This window comes from Chimaeribacter californicus (assembly GCF_002858675.1).
Lineage (GTDB): Bacteria > Pseudomonadota > Gammaproteobacteria > Enterobacterales > Enterobacteriaceae > Chimaeribacter > Chimaeribacter californicus.
This window is the reverse complement of the sequence record NZ_PJZF01000002.1, coordinates 51,188-70,532: the sequence shown is the minus strand read 5'-3', so window position 1 is coordinate 70,532 and position 19,345 is coordinate 51,188. Positions and strand designations below refer to the sequence as shown.

Here is a 19,345-nt window from a genome sequence, read left to right as displayed (position 1 = left end):
TGTACTGAGGAAAACCTAATGTCCAAAATCGTTAAAGTCATCGGTCGCGAAATCATCGACTCCCGTGGTAACCCGACGGTAGAAGCTGAAGTGCATCTGGAAGGTGGTTTCGTTGGTCTGGCGGCGGCACCATCAGGTGCGTCTACCGGTTCCCGTGAAGCACTGGAACTGCGTGACGGTGACAAATCCCGTTTCCTGGGTAAAGGCGTGACCAAAGCCGTTGCCGCGGTAAACGGCCCGATTGCACAGGCTGTGACCGGCAAGGATGCCAAAGACCAGGCTAACATCGACAAGATCATGATCGACCTGGACGGCACCGAGAACAAATCCCAGTTCGGCGCCAACGCCATCCTGGCCGTTTCTCTGGCAGCAGCCAAAGCTGCTGCCGCTGCAAAAGGCATGCCGCTGTACGAGCACATTGCTGAACTGAACGGCACTCCGGGCAAATTCTCTATGCCGCTGCCGATGATGAACATCATCAACGGTGGTGAGCACGCTGACAACAACGTCGACATCCAGGAATTCATGATTCAGCCGATTGGCGCGAAAACTGTGAAAGAAGCCATCCGTATGGGTTCTGAAGTTTTCCACACCCTGGCAAAAGTGCTGAAATCCAAAGGCATGGGGACTGCAGTAGGTGACGAAGGCGGCTACGCGCCGAACCTGGGTTCCAACGCCGAAGCCCTGGCTGTTATCGCTGAAGCGGTAAAAGCAGCCGGTTACGAGCTGGGCAAAGACATCACCCTGGCGATGGACTGCGCAGCCTCTGAGTTCTACAAAGACGGCAAATATGTGCTGGCCGGCGAAGGCAACAAAGCCTTCACCTCTGAAGAGTTCACCCACTTCCTGGAAGACCTGACCAAACAGTACCCGATCGTCTCCATCGAAGATGGCCTGGACGAATCTGACTGGGACGGTTTCGCTTACCAGACCAAAGTCCTGGGCGACAAAATCCAGCTGGTGGGTGACGACCTGTTCGTGACCAACACCAAGATCCTGAAAGAAGGGATCGAAAAAGGCATCGCTAACTCCATCCTGATCAAATTCAACCAGATCGGTTCTCTGACCGAAACCCTGGCTGCTATCAAGATGGCAAAAGACGCCGGCTACACCGCGGTTATCTCTCACCGTTCCGGTGAAACCGAAGACGCCACCATTGCTGACCTGGCAGTGGGTACCGCAGCAGGCCAGATCAAAACCGGTTCTATGAGCCGTTCTGACCGCGTTGCCAAGTACAACCAACTGATCCGTATCGAAGAAGCGCTGGGCAACCGTGCGCCGTTCAACGGTCTGAAAGAAGTGAAAGGCCAGTAATTACTGCGTCGGAAACCTCTGATAAAACCCGCTCCGGCGGGTTTTTTTATGGGCGTTTTCCGGGGCGGTAACGCCCCGAAACAGTAAAGGCTGCGCTATATTTGGTCAGAGCAACGTAATCTGCCATAATCACGCCCCTTCAAAACCACTACTAATGAGAATGTCATGCAGTACCCGATTAATGAGATGTTCCAGACCCTGCAAGGGGAAGGCTATTTTACCGGCGTGCCGGCCATATTTGTTCGCCTGCAAGGTTGCCCGGTAGGGTGCAGCTGGTGCGACACCAAACACACCTGGGACAAATTGGCCGATCGGGAAGTCGCGCTGGATGAGATTCTGGTCAAGACCACAGAGACCGATGCGTGGGGCGCGGCCACCACGGAAGATCTGCTGGCGGTGATTGAGCGCAACGGCTACACCGCGCGCCATATCGTGATCACCGGCGGCGAGCCGTGCATCCACGATCTCGGCCCGCTGACGCTGTTGTTGGAAAAAAGCGGCTTCACCTGCCAGATCGAAACCAGCGGCACCCATGAGGTTCGCTGTTCGCCGAATACCTGGGTCACGGTGTCGCCGAAGGTGAACATGCGCGGCGGCATGGAAGTGCTGGATCAGGCGCTGAAACGCGCCGATGAGATCAAGCACCCGGTGGCGCGTGAGCGCGACATTGAAGCGCTGGACGCATTGCTGGCCCGCCTGCACGATGAGAAATACCGTGTGGTGGCGCTGCAACCGATCAGCCAGAAAGAGGATGCGACCCGCCTCTGTATTGAAACCTGTATCGCCCGCAACTGGCGGCTGTCGATGCAGACGCATAAGTACCTCAATATTGCCTGACCCCGCTTTTTATCCTGCTTTTTACCTATAAAACGAACCCGCCCCGGCGGGTTTTTTATGGACTGATTTGAAGCACTTCACAAATCATAATAATTTCCCGGCAGGGCAGGCGGCAGGCCGGTTCCCTACGTTACACCTGATGAGATGCCCCGTTATGGTGCTGCCGCTGCCGGATGTATACAGAATCAATCATCTGCGTCAGGCCGCCCTGGCCGCCGTTAACGAAAAAAACACTGATGTTTACCGCGTTATTGAGCGGAAGAAATTAACGCCTTAATGGTTATTTTGCTTATGAATAAACGCCGCCTTTGGCCCTCTTGCTATTTTTTTTGTGCAGGTATGTGATGGGCATAACTACCCCCCGAACCCTGTGCGGAGTTTATTATGAGCAAAAACATTGTTTTTTGTGCGGACGGTACGTGGAATGGGATCGCCAATAATGACGACGATGATAAAGAGTTTGAATGCAGCAACGTCTTAAAACTGTTTAAAAGCCTGAAAGGCATACCGGAGGAATTAAACCAGCGCCAGCCGGATGAGCAGGAAAAAGTCTTTACTGAAAATGGGCAGGTGAAGCAGGTTGCTAAATATATTCATGGCGTCGGCGACAGCAATAACAGGCTGATTAGAAGTCTCGAGGGGGTATTCGGCAGCGGTACCATCCAGCGTATTGTGCGCGGGTATACCTTTATCAGCCGCCACTATCGCCCCGGCGACAAGATATTCATCATCGGTTTCAGCCGGGGTGCCTATACCGCCCGGGCGCTGGCGGGCATGATCACCTCCCAGGGGCTGCTGGATGCGGAGAAACTGAACCTGGCTGATGAAAGTGAAGCGCATAAGGAGCAAGCCTACCGCTGGGGTACCACCGTCTGGGCAGAGTACCGCCGCAAGGCAAAGGCTGAGAAATCGTGGCAGGATAGATTGGTTTCCTTTAAAGAGACGCTGCTGGGCCGTGCCTCCGACCCGGTTGACCCGAAGTCGATGATCTTTTTTGTGCCGATAGAGATGGTGGCCGTGTGGGACACCGTTGGCTCGCTGGGTATTCCCTACTATGACGATGAAGACCGGCGGATCGATTTATTCCGTTTTGCCGATACTGCCCTGAATAAAAATGTGAAACTGGGTCGCCATGCGATTTCACTCGACGAACAGCGGATTGATTTTACCCCGGTATTATGGGACGCCCGTCAGGGGATACAGCAGGTATTATTCCCCGGTGCGCATTCTGATGTGGGCGGCGGTTATCCGGAAAAAGAGAGCGGCCTCTCCAACGGCGCCTATCACTGGATGCATGAGGAATTAGCGGAAGCGGGGCTGTTATTGAATCCGCATACTTATATAAGTAATGCCCGGGCACTCTGCCACTGCCCCTGGTTTAATAAACACTACTATAAAACCAACGCCCGGCAATTAACCTCGCCGCTGAAAAAGAACCTGCCCTATCTGTTTGACGGCAATTACACCCTGGCGGTTCACCAGTCGGTGCTTGAACGCTGCACAGAGGCGCAGGTTTCCCTGCAGGACCCGGTCACCGGGGAGATTGTGGAAAAACCTTATCGCTCCGCCTATCTGGAGAGCTTTATCAATGATGCGGAGATCATGGTGGTGCCGATGAAATAACGCGGCCGGGCAGGGGAGAAAAAGCGGAACGCATGAACCACCGGGCGGTGGTTCATGCTGACAGGGTTACTCACCCTTATAGATGCAGCCTGCGGTGCAAGTCTCTTTCACCAGCACGGCGCTCAGGATCGGCAGTTGCGGCTTCAGCTCATCCCAAATCCATTTCGCCAGCACTTCACTGGTCGGGTTCTCCAGGCCGGGGATGTCGTTCAGGTAGAAGTGATCCAGACGTTCCCAGGTCGGCTTGAATAGCGCTTTGAGTTCGGAAAAGTCCATCACCCAGCCGGTGTACGGGTCGACTTCACCGGTGATCTCCAGGCGAACCATAAAGGAGTGGCCGTGCAGACGACCGCATTTATGGCCTTCCGGAACGTGCGGAAGCCGGTGGGCGGCTTCAAATTGAAAATCTTTAAACAGCGTGGTTACCATTGCTACCGTCTCATTGCCTTAAAAACCGGCGAATACTACCGGAAAGCCGTTCCCCACGCCATGAAATCTCATCTTACAGGGCAGCACGTCAAAAAAAATTTTCAGCCGCTCTTCGGGCAGGGTCTGCTGCCATATCAACACCTTAGTTCAGGGTGATGACTAAAACATGAACCAATTCAACGGTATAAAAAGGCGCTTTTACCACTTTTTCCGGTAACAACCATCACTAAATCAGCTTAGGCGTTTTAGTTATTTGTTATGTCCATCCCTTATTTAGGGGTTGCCAGGGCACTCGGTAACCTTACAAACTCTCTACTTTCTCTCTTTTTCCTCGTCTCACCCGACGCGACGAAAACAGACACAGGCTTACGTACAGGAACCGGTATTGCAATGACGACTCAGGCACCCCCTACCTCGCTGCTCCCGCTCACGCCCGAACAGTTGGCACGCTTGCAAGGCGCAATCGGTGAGTTCTCACCGACCCAGATGGCCTGGCTCTCCGGCTATTTCTGGGGCATGGTCAACCAGCAACCGGGCGCTGCCGTGCCTGCCGCCCCGGCAGCCCCGGCCGCCAGCAGCATCACGCTGATTTCGGCATCGCAAACCGGCAATGCGCGCCGCCTGGCAGAACAACTGCGGGATGACCTGCTGGCCGCCAAACTGACCGTGAACCTGGTCAACGCCGGTGACTACAAATTCAAGCAGATTGCGCAAGAGAAGCTGCTGGTCATGGTGGCCTCCACCCAGGGCGAGGGCGAACCGGCAGAAGAGGCGGTGGCGCTGCATAAGTTCCTGTTCTCCAAAAAAGCCCCCAAACTCACTGACACCGCGTTTGCAGTGTTTGGCCTGGGCGACACCTCCTATGAGCATTTCTGCCAGGCGGGCAAAGATTTTGACAGCAAGCTGGCCGAGCTGGGCGGCGAGCGCCTGCTCGACCGCGTAGACGCAGATGTGGAATACCAGGCGCAGGCGGAGCAGTGGCGTAAGCAGGTGGTGGAAGTGCTGAAAGCCCGCGCCCCGGCGCAACCGGCCGCCGCCTTGCAGGCTGCCCAGAGCGGCACGGTGAATGAGGTGGACTCCAGCCCTTACACCAAAGAGCAGCCGCTGGCCGCCACGCTGCTGCTGAACCAGAAAATTACCGGCCGCAACTCAGATAAAGATGTGCGCCACATTGAGATTGACCTCGGGGATTCCGGCCTGCGTTATCAGGCGGGGGATGCGCTGGGCGTCTGGTTCGCCAACGATCCGGCGCTGGTGGACGAACTGCTGGGCCTGCTGTGGCTGAAGGGCGATGAGAGCATCACCCTCGACGGCAAACCGCTGACGCTGCGCGACGCGCTGATCCACCATTATGAGCTGACGCAAAACACCCCGGTGATCGTCAGCAACTACGCCGCGCTGGCGCGCAATGAACAGCTGACCGAGCTGCTTACTGACAAAGCACGTTTGCAGCAGTATGCGCAGACCACGCCGATTGTTGACATGGTGCGCCAGGCACCGATGGAGCTGAACGCCGAGCAACTGACCGGCCTGCTGCGCCCGCTGACGCCGCGCCTCTACTCCATCGCCTCCTCCCCGGCGGAGAATGAGGGCGAAGTGCACATCACCGTGGGCGCGGTGCGTTATGAAATTGACGGCCGCGCGCGTACCGGCGGTGCGTCGGGCTATCTGGCTGACCGGCTGGAAGAAGAGGGCGAAGTGCGGGTATTTATCGAGCACAACGACAACTTCCGCCTGCCGGCTGACCCGGACGCCCCGGTGATCATGATCGGCCCCGGTACCGGCATTGCGCCGTTCCGTGCCTTTATGCAACAGCGTGACAATGACGGTGCCGGCGGCAAAAACTGGCTGTTCTTCGGCAACCCGCACTTCACCGAGGATTTCCTCTATCAGGTGGAGTGGCAGCGTTATGTCAAAGACGGCCTGCTGACCCATATCGATCTGGCCTGGTCACGCGATCAGGCGAATAAAGTCTACGTACAGGACAAACTGCGCGAGAAGGGCGCGGAAGTATGGCAATGGATCCAGGAAGGCGCGCACATTTATGTCTGCGGTGATGCCAACCGGATGGCCAAAGATGTGGATCGGGCACTGGTGGAACTGGTGGCAGAACACGGTGCAATGGACGCCGAGTCAGCCGATGAATTTTTAAGTGAGCTGCGCCTTGCGCGCCGTTATCAGCGAGATGTGTACTAATGAGCGATAAACACCCCGGCCCTCTGGTTGTGGAAGGCAAACTCAGTGATGCCGAGCGCATGAAGCGCGAGAGCAACTACCTGCGCGGCACCATTAAAGAAGATCTGAATGACGGCCTGACCGGCGGCTTCAACGGCGATAACTTCCTGCTGATCCGTTTCCACGGCATGTACCAGCAGGATGACCGCGACATCCGCGCCGAGCGCGCTGCGCAGAAACTGGAGCCGCGCCACGCGATGATGCTGCGCTGCCGCCTGCCGGGCGGCATCATGACGCCGGACCAGTGGCTGGGCATCGACAAATTTGCCGCCGAGAGCACGCTCTACGGCAGCATCCGTATTACCAACCGCCAGACGTTCCAGTTCCACGGCATCCTGAAGCCGAACGTGAAGCCGGTACACCAGCTGCTGAATAAGCTGGGGCTGGACGCGCTGGCCACCGCCAACGACGTAAACCGCAACGTGCTCTGCACCTCTAACCCGGTGGAGTCGGAACTGCATCAGGAAGCGTACCAGTGGGCGAAGAAGATCTCCGAACACCTGCTGCCGCGCACCCGTGCCTATGCGGAAGTCTGGCTGGATCAGGAGAAGGTCGAAACCACCGACGAGGAGCCGATCCTCGGGGCGACCTACCTGCCGCGTAAGTTCAAAACCACGGTGGTGATCCCGCCGCAGAATGATGTCGATTTGCACGCCAACGATCTGAACTTTGTGGCGATCGCCGACAACGGCAAACTGATTGGCTTCAACGTGCTGGTAGGCGGCGGTCTTTCCATCGCCCACGGCGACAAGAAAACCTATGCGCGTACCGCCAGCGAACTGGGCTTTATCCCGCTGGAAAATACCCTGGCGGTGGCGGAAGCAGTGGTCACCACCCAGCGCGACTGGGGCAACCGCACCGACCGCAAAAACGCCAAGACCAAATACACCCTGGAGCGCGTCGGCGTTGACACCTTCAAGGCGGAAGTGGAAAAACGCGCCGGCATCGCTTTCGCGCCGGTTCGCCCGTATGCCTTCACCGGCCGTGGTGACCGCATCGGCTGGGTGAAAGGCATCGACAACCAGTGGCACCTGACGCTGTTTATTGAGAATGGCCGCATCCTTGACTATCCGGGCCGCCCGCTGAAAACCGGCCTGGCCGAGATCGCGAAAATCCACAAAGGGGATTTCCGCCTCACCGCCAACCAGAACCTGATCGTGGCCGGTGTGCCGGAGCAGGAGAAGGCGCGCATTGAAGCGCTGGCGCGCGACCATGGGCTGATCGATGACCAGCTCAGCGAACAGCGCAAAAACTCGATGGCCTGCGTCTCCTACCCGACCTGCCCGCTGGCGATGGCGGAAGCCGAACGCTTCCTGCCGGAGTTCGTCACGCAGGTGGAAGAGATCATGCACCGTCACGGCGTCGGCAATGAGCACATTGTGTTGCGCGTCACCGGCTGTCCGAACGGCTGCGGCCGGGCGCTGCTGGCAGAGATCGGGCTGGTGGGCAAGGCGCTCAACCGCTATAACCTGCACCTGGGCGGCAACCTGGCCGGCACCCGTATCCCGCGCATGTACCGCGAGAACATCAGTTCAGAAGAGATCCTGACGATCATTAATGAACTGGTCGGGCGCTGGGCCACCGAGCGCACGCCGGGCGAAGGCTTTGGTGACTTTACTGTCCGTACCGGCATCATCCGCCCGGTGCTGGACCCGGCCCGTGATTTCTGGGAGTGAGCGCATGCTCTCCCGACCACGCCTATGTATGCTGAGGAGCACTGATGTCGCACTTTAATCTGGCAGAACTGAACGCCTTGCCGAAATCCGGCCAGGCACTGGCATTGGCAGAGACCAACGCTGAACTGGAAGCGCTGAGCGCCGAGCAGCGCGTGGCCTGGGCGCTGGAGCACCTGCCGGGGGAGGTTGTGCTCTCCTCCAGTTTCGGTATTCAGGCGGCGGTCTGCCTGCATCTGGTGACGCGCCAGCGCCCGGACATCCCGGTGATCCTGACCGATACCGGCTACCTGTTCCCGGAAACCTACCAGTTCATCGACGCGCTGACCGAGCAGCTCGGCCTGAACCTGAAGGTGTTCCGGGCGGAGCATTCGCCGGCCTGGCAGGAGGCGCGCTACGGCAAACTCTGGGAGCAGGGCGTGGAAGGGATTGAGCGCTACAATCAGATCAACAAAGTCGAGCCGATGAACCGCGCCATGGAAACGCTGGGTGCCGGTACCTGGTTCGCCGGGTTGCGCCGCGAGCAGTCCGGCAGCCGGGCGCACCTGCCGGTGCTGGCAGTACAGCGCGGGGTATTCAAGGTATTGCCGATCATCGACTGGGATAACCGCCAGGTGCATCAGTACCTGAAACAGCATGGCCTGAGCTATCACCCGCTGTGGGATCAGGGCTACCTCTCGGTGGGTGACACCCACACCACGAAAAAGTGGGAACCGGGCATGAAAGAGGAAGAGACCCGCTTCTTCGGCCTGAAACGTGAGTGCGGCCTGCACGAGTAAGCGTTCAGTTGTTAAAAAAAGCGCGGCGTGACATCAACGCCGCGCTTTTTTATTGCCTGCAATTTTTATTGCCTGTGAGGGCGCGGGCGATCAGCGCTCCGGCGCGGGTTGCGCCAGCGCCTTCAGCAGCGGCAGCAGAATACGCACCGCGTCACGGCTGCGGTGGTGGATGCGCCCCGGCAGGTGGCGATCCAGATAGGCCAGATTATCCCGCTGGCTCTGGTGGCGGCTGCTGCCTTGCGGGAAGGCGCTGCTCTCCGGCCGGGTCTGGCAGCCGTCGTGGTCGCCCAGCGCCCAGTTGGTCGCCGTCACTGAGAGCACCGGCAGCCCGGCCTGATCAAAGGCATCCGCCGTGTGGCTGCACCCCAGCCCGTGCGGGGTGGCGGGGTCAAGCAGTGGCCGGGTGGTGGCCGGGATTCCCAGCCGCCGCGCCAGTTGCAGCGCGCGGTCGCGTGACTGCGCAGCCATGGCCGACGGAGCAGGGCGGCCGTTGGTAAAGGAGAGGCGATCGCCGGTGATCAGGCTGTCGAGGTTAATCACCAGCAGGGTATTTTTCCGCTCGGCGGCGCTCATCCGCGCCAGATAGTGCCGGCTGCCCTGCCGGCCAATCTCCTCGCCGCCCAGTGCCACAAATCGCAGGCCATAGTGCGTTGGCTGGGCGCTGAGGCGCTGCGCCAGCTCCATCATCACCCCCAGCCCGGAGGCATTATCATCCACTCCCTGCAACGTCAGGCCGCCCAGGTTGTGGTTGATGTCGCTGTCGCTCTGCGGGGTGAAGGTGTCCAGATGCGCGACAATCAGGATCTCCTGCGGCACCCGGCCACTGCGGGCGGCAATCACCGAAGTGACGTCCGCTTTCTGCCAGCTCTGTTTGCCGCGCTGGCTGGTGTAGCGGTAGCGTGCCGGAAACGTGCGCAGGTCGCTCTGGTACCCCATCTGGCGGAAATGCTGGTTCAGGTAGTCAGCGGCGACCAGTTCAGCCGGGCCGCCGGCCATCCGGCCGGGGAAATAGGTCGCGATATGGCGCGTCTGCTGTTCGGCATACGAACCCATCGCGCCGGGAAGGGGGGCGGCCAACAGTGAGCAGGGCAGCAGCAGGCTCAAGGCCAGGGTGGCCGTGCTCAGGCAGCGGGAGGAAAACATACCGGTGTGTCCTTGTAACAACTGCGCCGCCGGGGCGGCCTTGATGCGGTGGCCACCAGTATAAACTGATTGGCTTCGCCCGCGGCGCGGCGGCCGCAGCAAATCGTGCGGTCAGAGGAGCCGGGGAGGCGCCCCGGATGCGCCTATATTCCATAAAGTAACTAATCATTCCATTTCGTCATTTCATAAGGCAGAAGCGCACACCGTATAGTCACCTTATCAATTTTTTGTATATGTAAAGGCTGTCGTGGACTATCTCCCCCTTTTTGCCGACCTGAAACAGCGTCCGGTCCTGGTGGTGGGTGGCGGTGAAGTCGCCTCGCGCAAAATCGAGTTACTGCTGCGCGCAGGTGCAGACGTGCGGATAGTGGCACAGGCGCTTCACCCCGAACTCCAGCATCGCTATGAACAACAACAGGTGACCTGGCTGGCAGAGGCGTTTGATCCTGCCCAGCTTGATGACGTGTTTCTGGTGATCGCCGCCACCGATGACAACGCGCTGAATGCTGAGGTATTCGACGAGGCCGATCGCCGCCGTGTGCTGGCGAACGTGGTGGATGACCAGCCGAAATGCTCCTTTATCTTCCCGTCTATTGTCGATCGCTCGCCGCTGGTGGTGGCGATCTCCTCCAGCGGCAAAGCCCCGGTACTGGCGCGCCTGCTGCGGGAGAAGCTGGAAGCCCTGCTGCCCGCCAGCCTCGGCACCATGGCGGAGATTGCCGGGAACTGGCGCGGCCGGGTGAAAGATCAGCTGCGCTCGATGACGGAACGCCGCCGCTTCTGGGAAAAAGCCTTCAGCGGGCGTTTTGCTGCGCTGGTGGAGAGCGGCCAGCCGGAACTGGCAGAACAGGCGCTGAACGACACCCTGACCCAGCACCAGAAAGAGGGCGGGCAGGTGACGCTGGTGGGCGCGGGGCCGGGCGATGCCGGGCTGCTGACGCTGCGCGGCCTCCAGGTGATGCAACAGGCTGACGTGGTGCTGTATGACCATCTGGTCAGCGATGAAATTCTGGACCTGGTGCGCCGCGACGCCGACCGCATCTGCGTCGGCAAGCGTGCCGGGGCGCACTCCGTGGCGCAGGAAGAGACCAACCGCCTGCTGGTGGAACTGGCGCTGAAGGGCAAACGGGTGGTGCGGCTCAAGGGCGGCGACCCATTCATCTTCGGGCGCGGCGGCGAGGAGTTGCAGGCGGCCAAAGCTGCCGGGATCCCGTTCCAGGTGGTACCGGGCGTCACGGCCGCTGCCGGGGCCACGGCCTATGCCGGTATTCCGCTGACTCACCGTGACTATGCGCAAAGCGTGCAGTTTATTACCGGCCACTGCCGCCCGGACGGCGACGCCTTTGACTGGGCGACGCTGGCCCGCAGCCGCCAGACGCTGGCGATTTACATGGGCACCGTCAAAGCGGCGGAAATCAGCGCGCAGCTGATTGCCCACGGCCGCGCCGCCGATACCCCGGTGGCGGTGATTGGCCGCGGCACCCGTGCTGACCAGCAGGTGCTGACCGGCACCCTGGCGCAACTCGATATTCTGGCTCAACAGGCACCGACACCGGCGTTGCTGGTGATTGGCGAAGTGGTTTCGCTCCATTCGCAACTCGCCTGGTTTGGGCATCAACCGCAGGCGGACGGCTTCCAACGCCCGTCCGTCGTGAATTTGGCTTAAGGATCTGTTATGGACGAAAAACGACTCACACATTTGCGGCAACTGGAGGCGGAGAGCATCCATATCATCCGTGAGGTCGCCGCTGAATTCGGTAACCCGGTGATGCTCTACTCCATCGGGAAAGACTCGTCAGTGATGCTGCACCTGGCGCGCAAAGCCTTCTACCCCGGCACGCTGCCGTTCCCGCTGCTGCATGTGGATACCGGCTGGAAATTCCGCGAAATGTACGAATTCCGCGACCGTACCGCCAAAAATTATGGCTGCGAACTGCTGGTGCACAAAAACCCGGAAGGGGTGGCGATGGGCATTAACCCGTTCGTCCACGGCAGCGCCAAACACACCGACATCATGAAAACCGAAGGGCTGAAGCAGGCGCTGAACAAATACGGCTTTGATGCCGCGTTTGGCGGTGCCCGCCGTGATGAGGAGAAATCCCGCGCCAAGGAGCGTATCTACTCCTTCCGCGACCGCTTCCACCGCTGGGACCCGAAAAACCAGCGCCCGGAGCTGTGGCACAACTACAACGGCCAGATCAACAAAGGGGAGAGCATCCGCGTCTTCCCGCTGTCGAACTGGACGGAGCTGGACATCTGGCAATATATCTACCTGGAAAACATTGAGATTGTGCCGCTCTACCTGGCCGCGCCGCGTCCGGTACTGGAGCGTGACGGCATGCTGCTGATGGTGGACGATGACCGCATCGACCTGCAACCGGGCGAAGTGATTGAGCAGAAGATGGTGCGCTTCCGTACCCTTGGCTGCTGGCCGCTGACCGGCGCGGTGGAATCCGAGGCGCAAACGCTGCCGGAGATCATCGAAGAGATGCTGGTTTCCACCACCAGTGAGCGCCAGGGGCGCGCCATTGACCGCGATCAGGCCGGGTCGATGGAATTGAAAAAGCGTCAGGGATATTTCTAAGGAACCACCAGATGAATAATGCAATTGCACAACAGATCGCTGAACAGGGTGGCGTTGAAGGCTACCTGAAGAGCCAGCAGCACAAAAGCCTGCTGCGTTTCCTGACCTGCGGCAGTGTCGATGACGGCAAGTCCACGTTGATCGGCCGCCTGCTGCACGACACCCGCCAGATCTATGAAGATCAGCTCTCTTCGCTGCACAACGACAGCAAACGCCACGGCACCCAGGGCGAGAAACTCGACCTAGCGCTGCTGGTGGATGGCCTGCAGGCGGAGCGCGAGCAGGGCATCACCATCGATGTGGCCTATCGCTACTTCTCCACCGAGAAGCGAAAATTTATCATCGCTGACACGCCGGGGCATGAGCAGTACACCCGCAACATGGCGACCGGCGCCTCAACCTGCGACCTGGCGATTTTGCTGATCGACGCGCGCAAAGGGGTACTGGACCAGACCCGCCGCCACAGCTTCATCGCTACGCTGCTGGGCATCCGTCACCTGGTGGTGGCAGTGAACAAAATGGACCTGGTGGACTACAGCGAAACCGTCTACGAGCAGTTCAAGCAGGATTACCTCGACTTCGCCCAGCAACTGCCGGCGGATCTCGACATCAAATTTGTGCCGATGTCCGCCCTTGAAGGGGACAACGTCGCCACCCAGAGCAGCAAAATGGGCTGGTACACCGGCCCGACGCTGCTGGAACTGCTGGAGACGGTCAACGTCATCAACGTCAGCGAGCAGCAGCCGCTGCGCTTCCCGGTGCAGTACGTCAACCGCCCGAACCTCGACTTCCGTGGCTACGCAGGCACGCTGGCTGCCGGGGTGGTGCGGGTCGGCCAACGGGTGAAAGTGCTGCCGTCCGGCGTGGAGTCTACGGTGGCGCGTATTGTCACCTTCGACGGCGACTTGCAGGAAGCCTGGGCCGGTGAGGCGATCACGCTGGTGCTGAAAGATGAGATCGACATCAGCCGTGGTGACCTGCTGGTGGATGCGGCAGACAGCCTTAAGCCGGTGCACCATGCGCTGGTGGACGTGGTGTGGATGGCCGAGCAGCCGCTGGTACCGGGGCAGAGTTACGACATCAAAGTCGCCGGGAAGAAATCCCGCGCGCGGGTGGAGAACATCCAGTACCAGGTGGAGATCAACTCCCTGACCCAGCGCGTGGTGGAAAACCTGCCGCTGAACGGCATCGGGCTGGTGGAACTCACCTTTGATGAGCCGCTGATGCTGGACAGCTACCAGGCCAACGCCGTGACCGGCGGCATGATCTTCATCGATCGCCTGACCAACGTCACCGTGGGCGCGGGCATGGTGCGTGAAGCGCTGGACACCGTGTTTGAAGAGCCGGGTGCCTTCAGTGCCTTCGAGCTGGAGCTGAACGCGCTGGTGCGCCGCCACTTCCCGCACTGGGGTGCGCGTGACCTGCTGGGTGGTAAATAAACGTGTCTGAACGCGACGAAAACATCGTCTGGCACCCGCACGCCGTCGCGCGTGCGGACCGTGAGGCGCTGCATCGCCACCAGGGCACGGTGCTGTGGTTTACCGGGCTGTCAGGCTCCGGCAAGTCCACGGTGGCCGGGGCGCTGGAGCAGGCGCTGCACGCCCATGGGGTCAGCACCTATCTGCTTGATGGTGATAATGTCCGCCATGGGCTGTGCCGCGATCTCGGCTTTTCCGACGATGACCGGCGCGAGAATATCCGCCGGGTCGGGGAGGTGGCGAAACTGATGGTGGATGCCGGGTTAGTGGTGCTGACCGCGTTTATCTCACCGCACCGGGCAGAGCGGCAGATGGTGCGCGAGCTGCTTGGCGATCGCTTTATTGAGGTGTTTGTTGACACGCCGCTTGAACTGTGTGAAGCCCGCGATCCCAAGGGGTTATACAAAAAAGCGCGTGCGGGGGAGCTGAAAAACTTCACCGGGATTGACTCGGTTTACGAGGCGCCTGAAGCCCCTGATATTCATCTGAAAGGTGAACAATTAGTAACAAATTTGGTCGAGCAAATGTTAGACGTTCTGCGTCGCCGCGTTATTATCGAACCCTGAACCGGCTGCGGAAACGCGCATGAATGCGTGCTGCCGCACTGAGACCACAGGGATCACCGTATGCAGAATGTCAGCCCCTATTCTAATGCCGGCCGTCCGGCCACTGAGCCGTCGCGGCCCCTGCGCCCGGCGGCTGACCGGCGGGAAAGCGAGGAGCCGTCTTACTCCTTTCTGGGCGGCAGCGCGGGTTTTATCTTCTACTGGCTGGCTTTCGCCATTCCTTTTATGGTGTATGGCGCCAACACGCTGTTTTTCCTGCTCTATACCTGGCCCTTCTTTCTGGCGCTGATGCCGGTGTCGGTGCTGGTCGGTATTGCCGTCAGTATGCTGCTGCGCGGCAACGTGCCGCTGACACTGCTGATAAGCGGTGCCGTGGTGATTTGCCTGTTCTGGATGTTGTTCTCCTTTCTGACCGGCTGGTGATCCCTGCTGTCTTCCCGCCCTGTTTTTCCCCTTTTTCTTCCGGCCTGCCGCCGGTGAAGCCTGTTGCCGGTGCCCAATCCGCTGTGTAATCTCCCGGCCAATGCATTGCGCATGTGGAGTCGAACGTAAAGTTATGGGATGATTGCCGGGTTTTTCAGGGGGCGGGCATGGGCAAATTAACGCTGCTGTTATTGGTTTTACTTGGCTGGCTCCAGTATTCACTGTGGCTGGGCAAGAATGGTATTCACGATTATGTCCGGGTGGATGATGACGTTGCGGTCCAGAAGACCAACAACGCCAAGCTGAAATCACGGAACGATCAGCTTTTTGCTGAAATAGATGATTTGAATGGCGGTCAGGAAGCGATCGAGGAGCGCGCGCGCAACGAACTCGGGATGATTAAACCGGGCGAAACCTTCTACCGGCTGGTGCCTGACCAATCCAAACGCAGCGCAACCACCGCGTCTGCTCAAAACAACGCACACTAATCAGATGAACAACGCAGGTTCCCTTCCAGAGATCATTGCCGTTGTGCCGGCCGCCGGTATCGGCAGCCGAATGCAGGCACAATGCCCGAAGCAGTACCTCACCATCGGCCACCAGACCCTGATTGAGCATGCCATCACCGCGTTGCTGCGCCACCCGCGCATCAACCGCGTGATTGTGGCTGTCAGCCCACAGGACACGCATTTCAGCCATTTACCGATTGCCGCTGACCGCCGGATTAACGTAGTGTCAGGCGGTTCAGAGCGCGCCGATTCGGTGCTGGCGGGCCTTGAATGTGCCGGTGGGGCAGAGTGGGTGCTGGTGCATGACGCCGCGCGCCCCTGCCTGCATCAGGACGATCTGGCGCGCCTGCTGGCCATCACCGAGACCAGCAAGATCGGCGGCATCCTGGCGGCCCCGGTGCGGGACACCATGAAGCGCGCCGAGCCAGGCGTGGCGGCGGTGGCACACACCGTTGACCGCCAGAACCTGTGGCATGCCTTAACGCCGCAGCTCTTTCCGCTGGCGCTGCTGAAGGCGTGCCTCAGCCGGGCGCTGAGTGAAGGGGCAACCATCACGGACGAAGCCTCGGCGCTGGAGTATTGCGGTTACCATCCGCAGCTGGTGGCGGGGCGTGCTGACAACATCAAAGTGACGCAGCCGGAAGATCTGGCGCTGGCGGCATTTTATTTATCTCATTTTTTAACACAGGAGAGCGCATGATGCGTATCGGTCACGGATTTGATGTACATAAATTTGGTGGAGAAGGTCCGTTGGTGATCGGTGGCGTGCGCATTCCGTACCCGCAGGGGCTGCTGGCGCACTCCGACGGTGACGTGGCGCTGCATGCCGCCACCGACGCCCTGTTGGGCGCAGCGGCGCTGGGTGACATCGGCAAGCTCTTCCCGGACACCGACCCGGCCTACAAAGGCGCAGACAGCCGCGCCCTGCTGCGTGAAGCTTACCGCCGCATTCAGGCCAAAGGCTATCGCCTCGGTAACCTCGACATCACCCTGATTGCGCAGGCACCGAAAATGGCCCCGCACATCCCGCAGATGCGGGTTAACCTGGCCGAAGATTTGCAGTGCCATATGGATGACGTCAACGTGAAAGCGACCACCACCGAGCAGCTCGGCTTTACCGGGCGCGGCGAGGGCATCGCCTGTGCGGCCGTCGCCCTGCTGATTAAGGCCTGATGTGATGGATATGACAACGCTGACCTGGCTGCATGGCGAACCACGCTCCGGCGGCATCCTGAAAGCCAACCCGGAAGACTTCCAGGTACGGGAAGATCTAGGGTTTGAGCCGGATGGCGAGGGCGAGCACCTGCTGGTGCGCATCCGCAAAAACGGCTGCAATACCCAGTTCGTTGCGGATGCGCTGGCGCGTTTTGCCGGGATTCCGGCCCGCGCCGTCAGCTATGCCGGGCTGAAAGATCGCCATGCGGTCACGGAACAGTGGTTCTGCCTGCATCTGCCGGGCAAAGAAGCGCCCCCTCTCGCGACATTCCAGCTGGAAGGGTGCGAGGTGCTGGCCAGTTCACGCCAGCGCCGCAAGCTGCGCATCGGCACGCTGAAAGGCAACGCTTTTACGCTGATATTGCGCCAGGTCACTGACCGGGCAGACGTAGAGCAGCGGCTGGCGCGCATCGCAGAACAGGGCGTACCGAACTATTTCGGCGTGCAACGTTTCGGGCATGGCGGCAATAATCTGGTGCAGGCCGGGCGCTGGGCGCGTGACGAGATCCGCGTCAAAGAGCGCAGCAAACGCAGTTTTTACCTGTCAGCCAGCCGCAGCGCCATGTTTAACCTGATCGCCTCAGCGCGTCTGGCTCAGGGGCTGCACCGCACGGTGCTGGCGGGCGATGCCCTGCAACTCAGCGGGCGCGGCAGCTGGTTTGTGGCCAAAGAGGATGAGCTGGAGACACTCCAGGCGCGTCTGGAGGCGGGTGAACTGCAAATCACCGCTCCGTTACCGGGTGACGGCGACCTCGGTACCCAGGCGGCCGCCGAAGCGCTGGAGCTGGCCTGCCTGGCCGATCAACACGATCTGCTGGGCTTGCTGAAGCGTGAACGGGTTGAACCGGCACGGCGCGCGCTGTTGCTTTACCCGCAGCAGATGCAATGGAACTGGTGGGACGACGTGACGCTTGAACTGAATTTCTGGCTGCCGGCCGGCAGCTTTGCCACCAGTGTGGTACGGGAAATCCTGCGGCAGGGCAACGATAATGCGGATCTTACTGAGTAATGATGATGGCGTAAGCGCGCCGGGTATTCAGACCCTGGCCGCGGCGCTCAGGGAATTTGCCGAGGTGCAGGTGGTTGCGCCCGACCGCAACCGCAGCGGGGCATCAAACGCGCTGACGCTGGATGCGCCGCTGCGCACCCTGACGCTGCCCAACGGCGACATTGCCGTGCAGCAGGGCACGCCAACGGATTGTGTCTATCTGGGCGTTAACCAGCTGATGCGGCCGCGGCCGGATATTGTGGTCTCCGGGATTAATGCCGGGGCGAATTTAGGTGACGATGTGATCTATTCCGGCACCGTCGCGGCAGCCACCGAGGGGCGCCATCTCGGTTACCCGGCACTGGCGGTGTCCCTGGACGGCCACCAGCACTATGACACGGCAGCCGCGGTAACGTGCGCGATCCTGCGGGCATTGCAGCGTGAACCGCTGCGAACCGGCAAGATCCTGAACATCAATGTGCCGGATTTGCCGTTATCTGCCATCAAAGGCATCAAGGTTACCCGCTGCGGCAGCCGTCACCCGGCTGACCAGGTGATTCACCAGCAGGACCCGCGCGGCCAGGATTTATGGTGGATCGGCCCGCCCGGCGCGAAATTTGATTATGCGCCGGGCACCGATTTTGCCGCACTTGAAGAGGGATATGTTTCCGTCACACCGCTTCAGGTCGATTTAACGGCCTACGCGGCACAGGATGTCGTGGAGAGATGGTTAACCAATGCCGAGGTCAACGGGGAATGGTGAACAGTCGTATGCGAATTCTGCTGGACCAGCTCCGCCAGCAGGGCATTCAGGATGAGCGGTTGCTGCAGGCCATAGAGGCAGTGCCGCGGGAGCGTTTCGTGGATGAGGCGTTTGAGCACAGCGCCTATGACAACACCGCCTTGCCGATTGGCTCCGGCCAGACCATCTCCCAGCCTTACGTCGTAGCGCGGATGACGGATCTGTTGCAGCTGACGCCCGGCTCGCGGGTGCTGGAGATCGGCACCGGTTCCGGCTACCAGACGGCGATTCTGGCGCACCTGGTTGACCATGTCTGCTCGGTGGAGCGCATCAAAGGGTTGCAGTGGCAGGCCAAACGCCGCTTCAAGCAACTGGATCTGCATAATATCTCTACCCGTCATGGTGATGGCTGGCTTGGCTGGCCGGCCCGCGCACCGTTTGACGCCATCATCGTTACCGCCGCCCCGCCTGAAGTGCCGCAGGCATTGATGGAACAACTCGATGAGGGCGGGATCCTGGTGCTGCCGGTCGGCGACCACTCGCAACTTCTGCAACGTATCCAACGTAAAAACAACGAATTCAAGGTCGAGACCATTGAGGCGGTGCGGTTTGTCCCGCTGGTCAAAGGGGATCTGGCCTGAGTTGTTGCTGCCGCCCTATGCCGCCGGGATTTACCCCCGGCCGGCAATAATAAATTCCGTGCCACTCTCCTATGGTGCTGCACCTGCGATGTTGATAGCATCCGTGGCAGCGTTTTTCTCTCTTGCCGTCCGCGATTGTGGAAGCAAGGGAACCTTTACCGCACGC

At 59.9% G+C, this 19,345-nt stretch carries 20 protein-coding genes; 18 read left to right on the top strand and 2 right to left on the bottom strand.

What is annotated here, in order from left to right; genetic code table 11:
* Positions 1-18 precede the first annotated feature (18 nt).
* The 4 genes from eno (at position 19) to CYR55_RS03360 (ending at position 3,774) form a co-directional block, all read left to right on the top strand.
* Complete coding sequence (gene eno, locus CYR55_RS03370; protein ID WP_101814756.1) at positions 19-1,314, top strand: phosphopyruvate hydratase; 1,296 nt, start codon at positions 19-21, stop codon at positions 1,312-1,314.
* Between the two features lie 165 nt (positions 1,315-1,479).
* Positions 1,480-2,151 carry a 7-carboxy-7-deazaguanine synthase QueE gene (gene queE / locus CYR55_RS03365; RefSeq protein WP_101814755.1) on the top strand — a complete coding sequence of 224 codons (672 nt, stop codon included), beginning with the start codon at positions 1,480-1,482 and terminating at the stop codon, positions 2,149-2,151.
* A gap of 154 nt (positions 2,152-2,305) precedes the next feature.
* Positions 2,306-2,428, top strand: coding sequence for a hypothetical protein (locus tag CYR55_RS24105; protein ID WP_277622306.1), 123 nt, complete (start codon positions 2,306-2,308; stop codon positions 2,426-2,428).
* Between the two features lie 107 nt (positions 2,429-2,535).
* On the top strand, positions 2,536-3,774 hold the full coding sequence (locus CYR55_RS03360) for a DUF2235 domain-containing protein (protein WP_101814754.1): 1,239 nt from the start codon (positions 2,536-2,538) through the stop codon (positions 3,772-3,774).
* A 66-nt stretch (positions 3,775-3,840) separates the two neighbouring features.
* Here the strand turns inward: CYR55_RS03360 and queD are convergent, their stop codons facing one another.
* Complete coding sequence (gene queD / locus CYR55_RS03355; protein ID WP_101814753.1) at positions 3,841-4,203, bottom strand: 6-carboxytetrahydropterin synthase QueD; 363 nt, start codon at positions 4,201-4,203, stop codon at positions 3,841-3,843.
* A 390-nt stretch (positions 4,204-4,593) separates the two neighbouring features.
* Between queD and cysJ the strand changes: the two genes are divergently transcribed.
* The 3 genes from cysJ to CYR55_RS03340 are packed head-to-tail and all read left to right on the top strand — an operon-like array spanning position 4,594 to position 8,890.
* Positions 4,594-6,399: an NADPH-dependent assimilatory sulfite reductase flavoprotein subunit gene (gene cysJ, locus CYR55_RS03350; RefSeq protein WP_101814752.1), complete on the top strand. Its 1,806-nt coding sequence runs from the start codon at positions 4,594-4,596 to the stop codon at positions 6,397-6,399.
* Positions 6,399-8,114 (top strand): assimilatory sulfite reductase (NADPH) hemoprotein subunit, encoded by a 1,716-nt coding sequence (gene cysI, locus CYR55_RS03345; protein WP_101814751.1) that lies wholly within the window; start codon positions 6,399-6,401, stop codon positions 8,112-8,114. Before cysJ ends, cysI begins: the two co-directional genes overlap by 1 nt.
* A 44-nt stretch (positions 8,115-8,158) precedes the next feature.
* A complete protein-coding gene (locus CYR55_RS03340) occupies positions 8,159-8,890 on the top strand; it encodes a phosphoadenylyl-sulfate reductase (RefSeq protein WP_101814750.1) in 732 nt (243 codons plus the stop codon).
* A 90-nt stretch (positions 8,891-8,980) separates the two neighbouring features.
* Here CYR55_RS03340 and CYR55_RS03335 read toward each other — a convergent pair whose 3' ends face one another.
* On the bottom strand, positions 8,981-10,033 hold the full coding sequence (locus tag CYR55_RS03335) for an aminopeptidase (protein ID WP_101814749.1): 1,053 nt from the start codon (positions 10,031-10,033) through the stop codon (positions 8,981-8,983).
* Positions 10,034-10,280: 247 nt separating this feature from the next.
* On the opposite strand from CYR55_RS03335, the gene cysG reads away from it, so the two are divergent.
* The 11 genes from cysG (at position 10,281) to CYR55_RS03280 (ending at position 19,179) form a co-directional block, all read left to right on the top strand.
* Positions 10,281-11,699: a siroheme synthase CysG gene (gene cysG / locus CYR55_RS03330; protein ID WP_101814748.1), complete on the top strand. Its 1,419-nt coding sequence runs from the start codon at positions 10,281-10,283 to the stop codon at positions 11,697-11,699.
* A 9-nt stretch (positions 11,700-11,708) separates the two neighbouring features.
* Positions 11,709-12,617, top strand: coding sequence for a sulfate adenylyltransferase subunit CysD (gene cysD, locus CYR55_RS03325; RefSeq protein WP_101814747.1), 909 nt, complete (start codon positions 11,709-11,711; stop codon positions 12,615-12,617).
* 11 nt (positions 12,618-12,628) lie between these two features.
* Positions 12,629-14,056, top strand: a complete 1,428-nt coding sequence (cysN, locus tag CYR55_RS03320; protein WP_101814746.1) for a sulfate adenylyltransferase subunit CysN — start codon at positions 12,629-12,631, stop codon at positions 14,054-14,056.
* Positions 14,057-14,058: 2 nt separating this feature from the next.
* Complete coding sequence (gene cysC / locus CYR55_RS03315; RefSeq protein WP_241522072.1) at positions 14,059-14,661, top strand: adenylyl-sulfate kinase; 603 nt, start codon at positions 14,059-14,061, stop codon at positions 14,659-14,661.
* A gap of 60 nt (positions 14,662-14,721) precedes the next feature.
* Positions 14,722-15,084 carry a DUF3561 family protein gene (locus CYR55_RS03310; RefSeq protein WP_101814744.1) on the top strand — a complete coding sequence of 121 codons (363 nt, stop codon included), beginning with the start codon at positions 14,722-14,724 and terminating at the stop codon, positions 15,082-15,084.
* 167 nt (positions 15,085-15,251) lie between these two features.
* The gene (gene ftsB / locus CYR55_RS03305) at positions 15,252-15,572 is read left to right on the top strand and encodes a cell division protein FtsB (protein WP_101814743.1); all 321 of its coding nucleotides are present in this window, start codon (positions 15,252-15,254) and stop codon (positions 15,570-15,572) included.
* Between the two features lie 4 nt (positions 15,573-15,576).
* The gene (ispD, locus tag CYR55_RS03300; protein ID WP_101814742.1) at positions 15,577-16,293 is read left to right on the top strand and encodes a 2-C-methyl-D-erythritol 4-phosphate cytidylyltransferase; all 717 of its coding nucleotides are present in this window, start codon (positions 15,577-15,579) and stop codon (positions 16,291-16,293) included.
* Positions 16,293-16,766 carry a 2-C-methyl-D-erythritol 2,4-cyclodiphosphate synthase gene (gene ispF, locus CYR55_RS03295; protein WP_072929117.1) on the top strand — a complete coding sequence of 158 codons (474 nt, stop codon included), beginning with the start codon at positions 16,293-16,295 and terminating at the stop codon, positions 16,764-16,766. Before ispD ends, ispF begins: the two co-directional genes overlap by 1 nt.
* Before the next feature lie 4 nt (positions 16,767-16,770).
* The gene (gene truD, locus CYR55_RS03290; protein WP_101814741.1) at positions 16,771-17,817 is read left to right on the top strand and encodes a tRNA pseudouridine(13) synthase TruD; all 1,047 of its coding nucleotides are present in this window, start codon (positions 16,771-16,773) and stop codon (positions 17,815-17,817) included.
* Complete coding sequence (gene surE, locus CYR55_RS03285; RefSeq protein WP_165699517.1) at positions 17,798-18,559, top strand: 5'/3'-nucleotidase SurE; 762 nt, start codon at positions 17,798-17,800, stop codon at positions 18,557-18,559. Before truD ends, surE begins: the two co-directional genes overlap by 20 nt.
* Positions 18,553-19,179: a protein-L-isoaspartate(D-aspartate) O-methyltransferase gene (locus CYR55_RS03280; protein WP_101814740.1), complete on the top strand. Its 627-nt coding sequence runs from the start codon at positions 18,553-18,555 to the stop codon at positions 19,177-19,179. Before surE ends, CYR55_RS03280 begins: the two co-directional genes overlap by 7 nt.
* Positions 19,180-19,345 lie beyond the last annotated feature (166 nt).

Excerpts from the sequence above, each read along its gene's own strand:
- eno (WP_101814756.1), top strand. The coding sequence starts at position 19 with ATGTCCAAAATCGTTAAAGTCATCGGTCGCGAAATCATCGACTCCCGT.
- queE (WP_101814755.1), top strand. The coding sequence starts at position 1,480 with ATGCAGTACCCGATTAATGAGATGTTCCAGACCCTGCAAGGGGAAGGC.
- CYR55_RS24105 (WP_277622306.1), top strand. The coding sequence starts at position 2,306 with ATGGTGCTGCCGCTGCCGGATGTATACAGAATCAATCATCTGCGTCAG.
- CYR55_RS03360 (WP_101814754.1), top strand. The coding sequence starts at position 2,536 with ATGAGCAAAAACATTGTTTTTTGTGCGGACGGTACGTGGAATGGGATC.
- queD (WP_101814753.1), bottom strand. The coding sequence starts at position 4,203 with ATGGTAACCACGCTGTTTAAAGATTTTCAATTTGAAGCCGCCCACCGG.
- cysJ (WP_101814752.1), top strand. The coding sequence starts at position 4,594 with ATGACGACTCAGGCACCCCCTACCTCGCTGCTCCCGCTCACGCCCGAA.
- cysI (WP_101814751.1), top strand. The coding sequence starts at position 6,399 with ATGAGCGATAAACACCCCGGCCCTCTGGTTGTGGAAGGCAAACTCAGT.
- CYR55_RS03340 (WP_101814750.1), top strand. The coding sequence starts at position 8,159 with ATGTCGCACTTTAATCTGGCAGAACTGAACGCCTTGCCGAAATCCGGC.
- CYR55_RS03335 (WP_101814749.1), bottom strand. The coding sequence starts at position 10,033 with ATGTTTTCCTCCCGCTGCCTGAGCACGGCCACCCTGGCCTTGAGCCTG.
- cysD (WP_101814747.1), top strand. The coding sequence starts at position 11,709 with ATGGACGAAAAACGACTCACACATTTGCGGCAACTGGAGGCGGAGAGC.
- cysN (WP_101814746.1), top strand. The coding sequence starts at position 12,629 with ATGAATAATGCAATTGCACAACAGATCGCTGAACAGGGTGGCGTTGAA.
- CYR55_RS03310 (WP_101814744.1), top strand. The coding sequence starts at position 14,722 with ATGCAGAATGTCAGCCCCTATTCTAATGCCGGCCGTCCGGCCACTGAG.
- ftsB (WP_101814743.1), top strand. The coding sequence starts at position 15,252 with ATGGGCAAATTAACGCTGCTGTTATTGGTTTTACTTGGCTGGCTCCAG.
- ispD (WP_101814742.1), top strand. The coding sequence starts at position 15,577 with ATGAACAACGCAGGTTCCCTTCCAGAGATCATTGCCGTTGTGCCGGCC.
- ispF (WP_072929117.1), top strand. The coding sequence starts at position 16,293 with ATGCGTATCGGTCACGGATTTGATGTACATAAATTTGGTGGAGAAGGT.
- truD (WP_101814741.1), top strand. The coding sequence starts at position 16,771 with ATGGATATGACAACGCTGACCTGGCTGCATGGCGAACCACGCTCCGGC.
- surE (WP_165699517.1), top strand. The coding sequence starts at position 17,798 with ATGCGGATCTTACTGAGTAATGATGATGGCGTAAGCGCGCCGGGTATT.
- CYR55_RS03280 (WP_101814740.1), top strand. The coding sequence starts at position 18,553 with ATGGTGAACAGTCGTATGCGAATTCTGCTGGACCAGCTCCGCCAGCAG.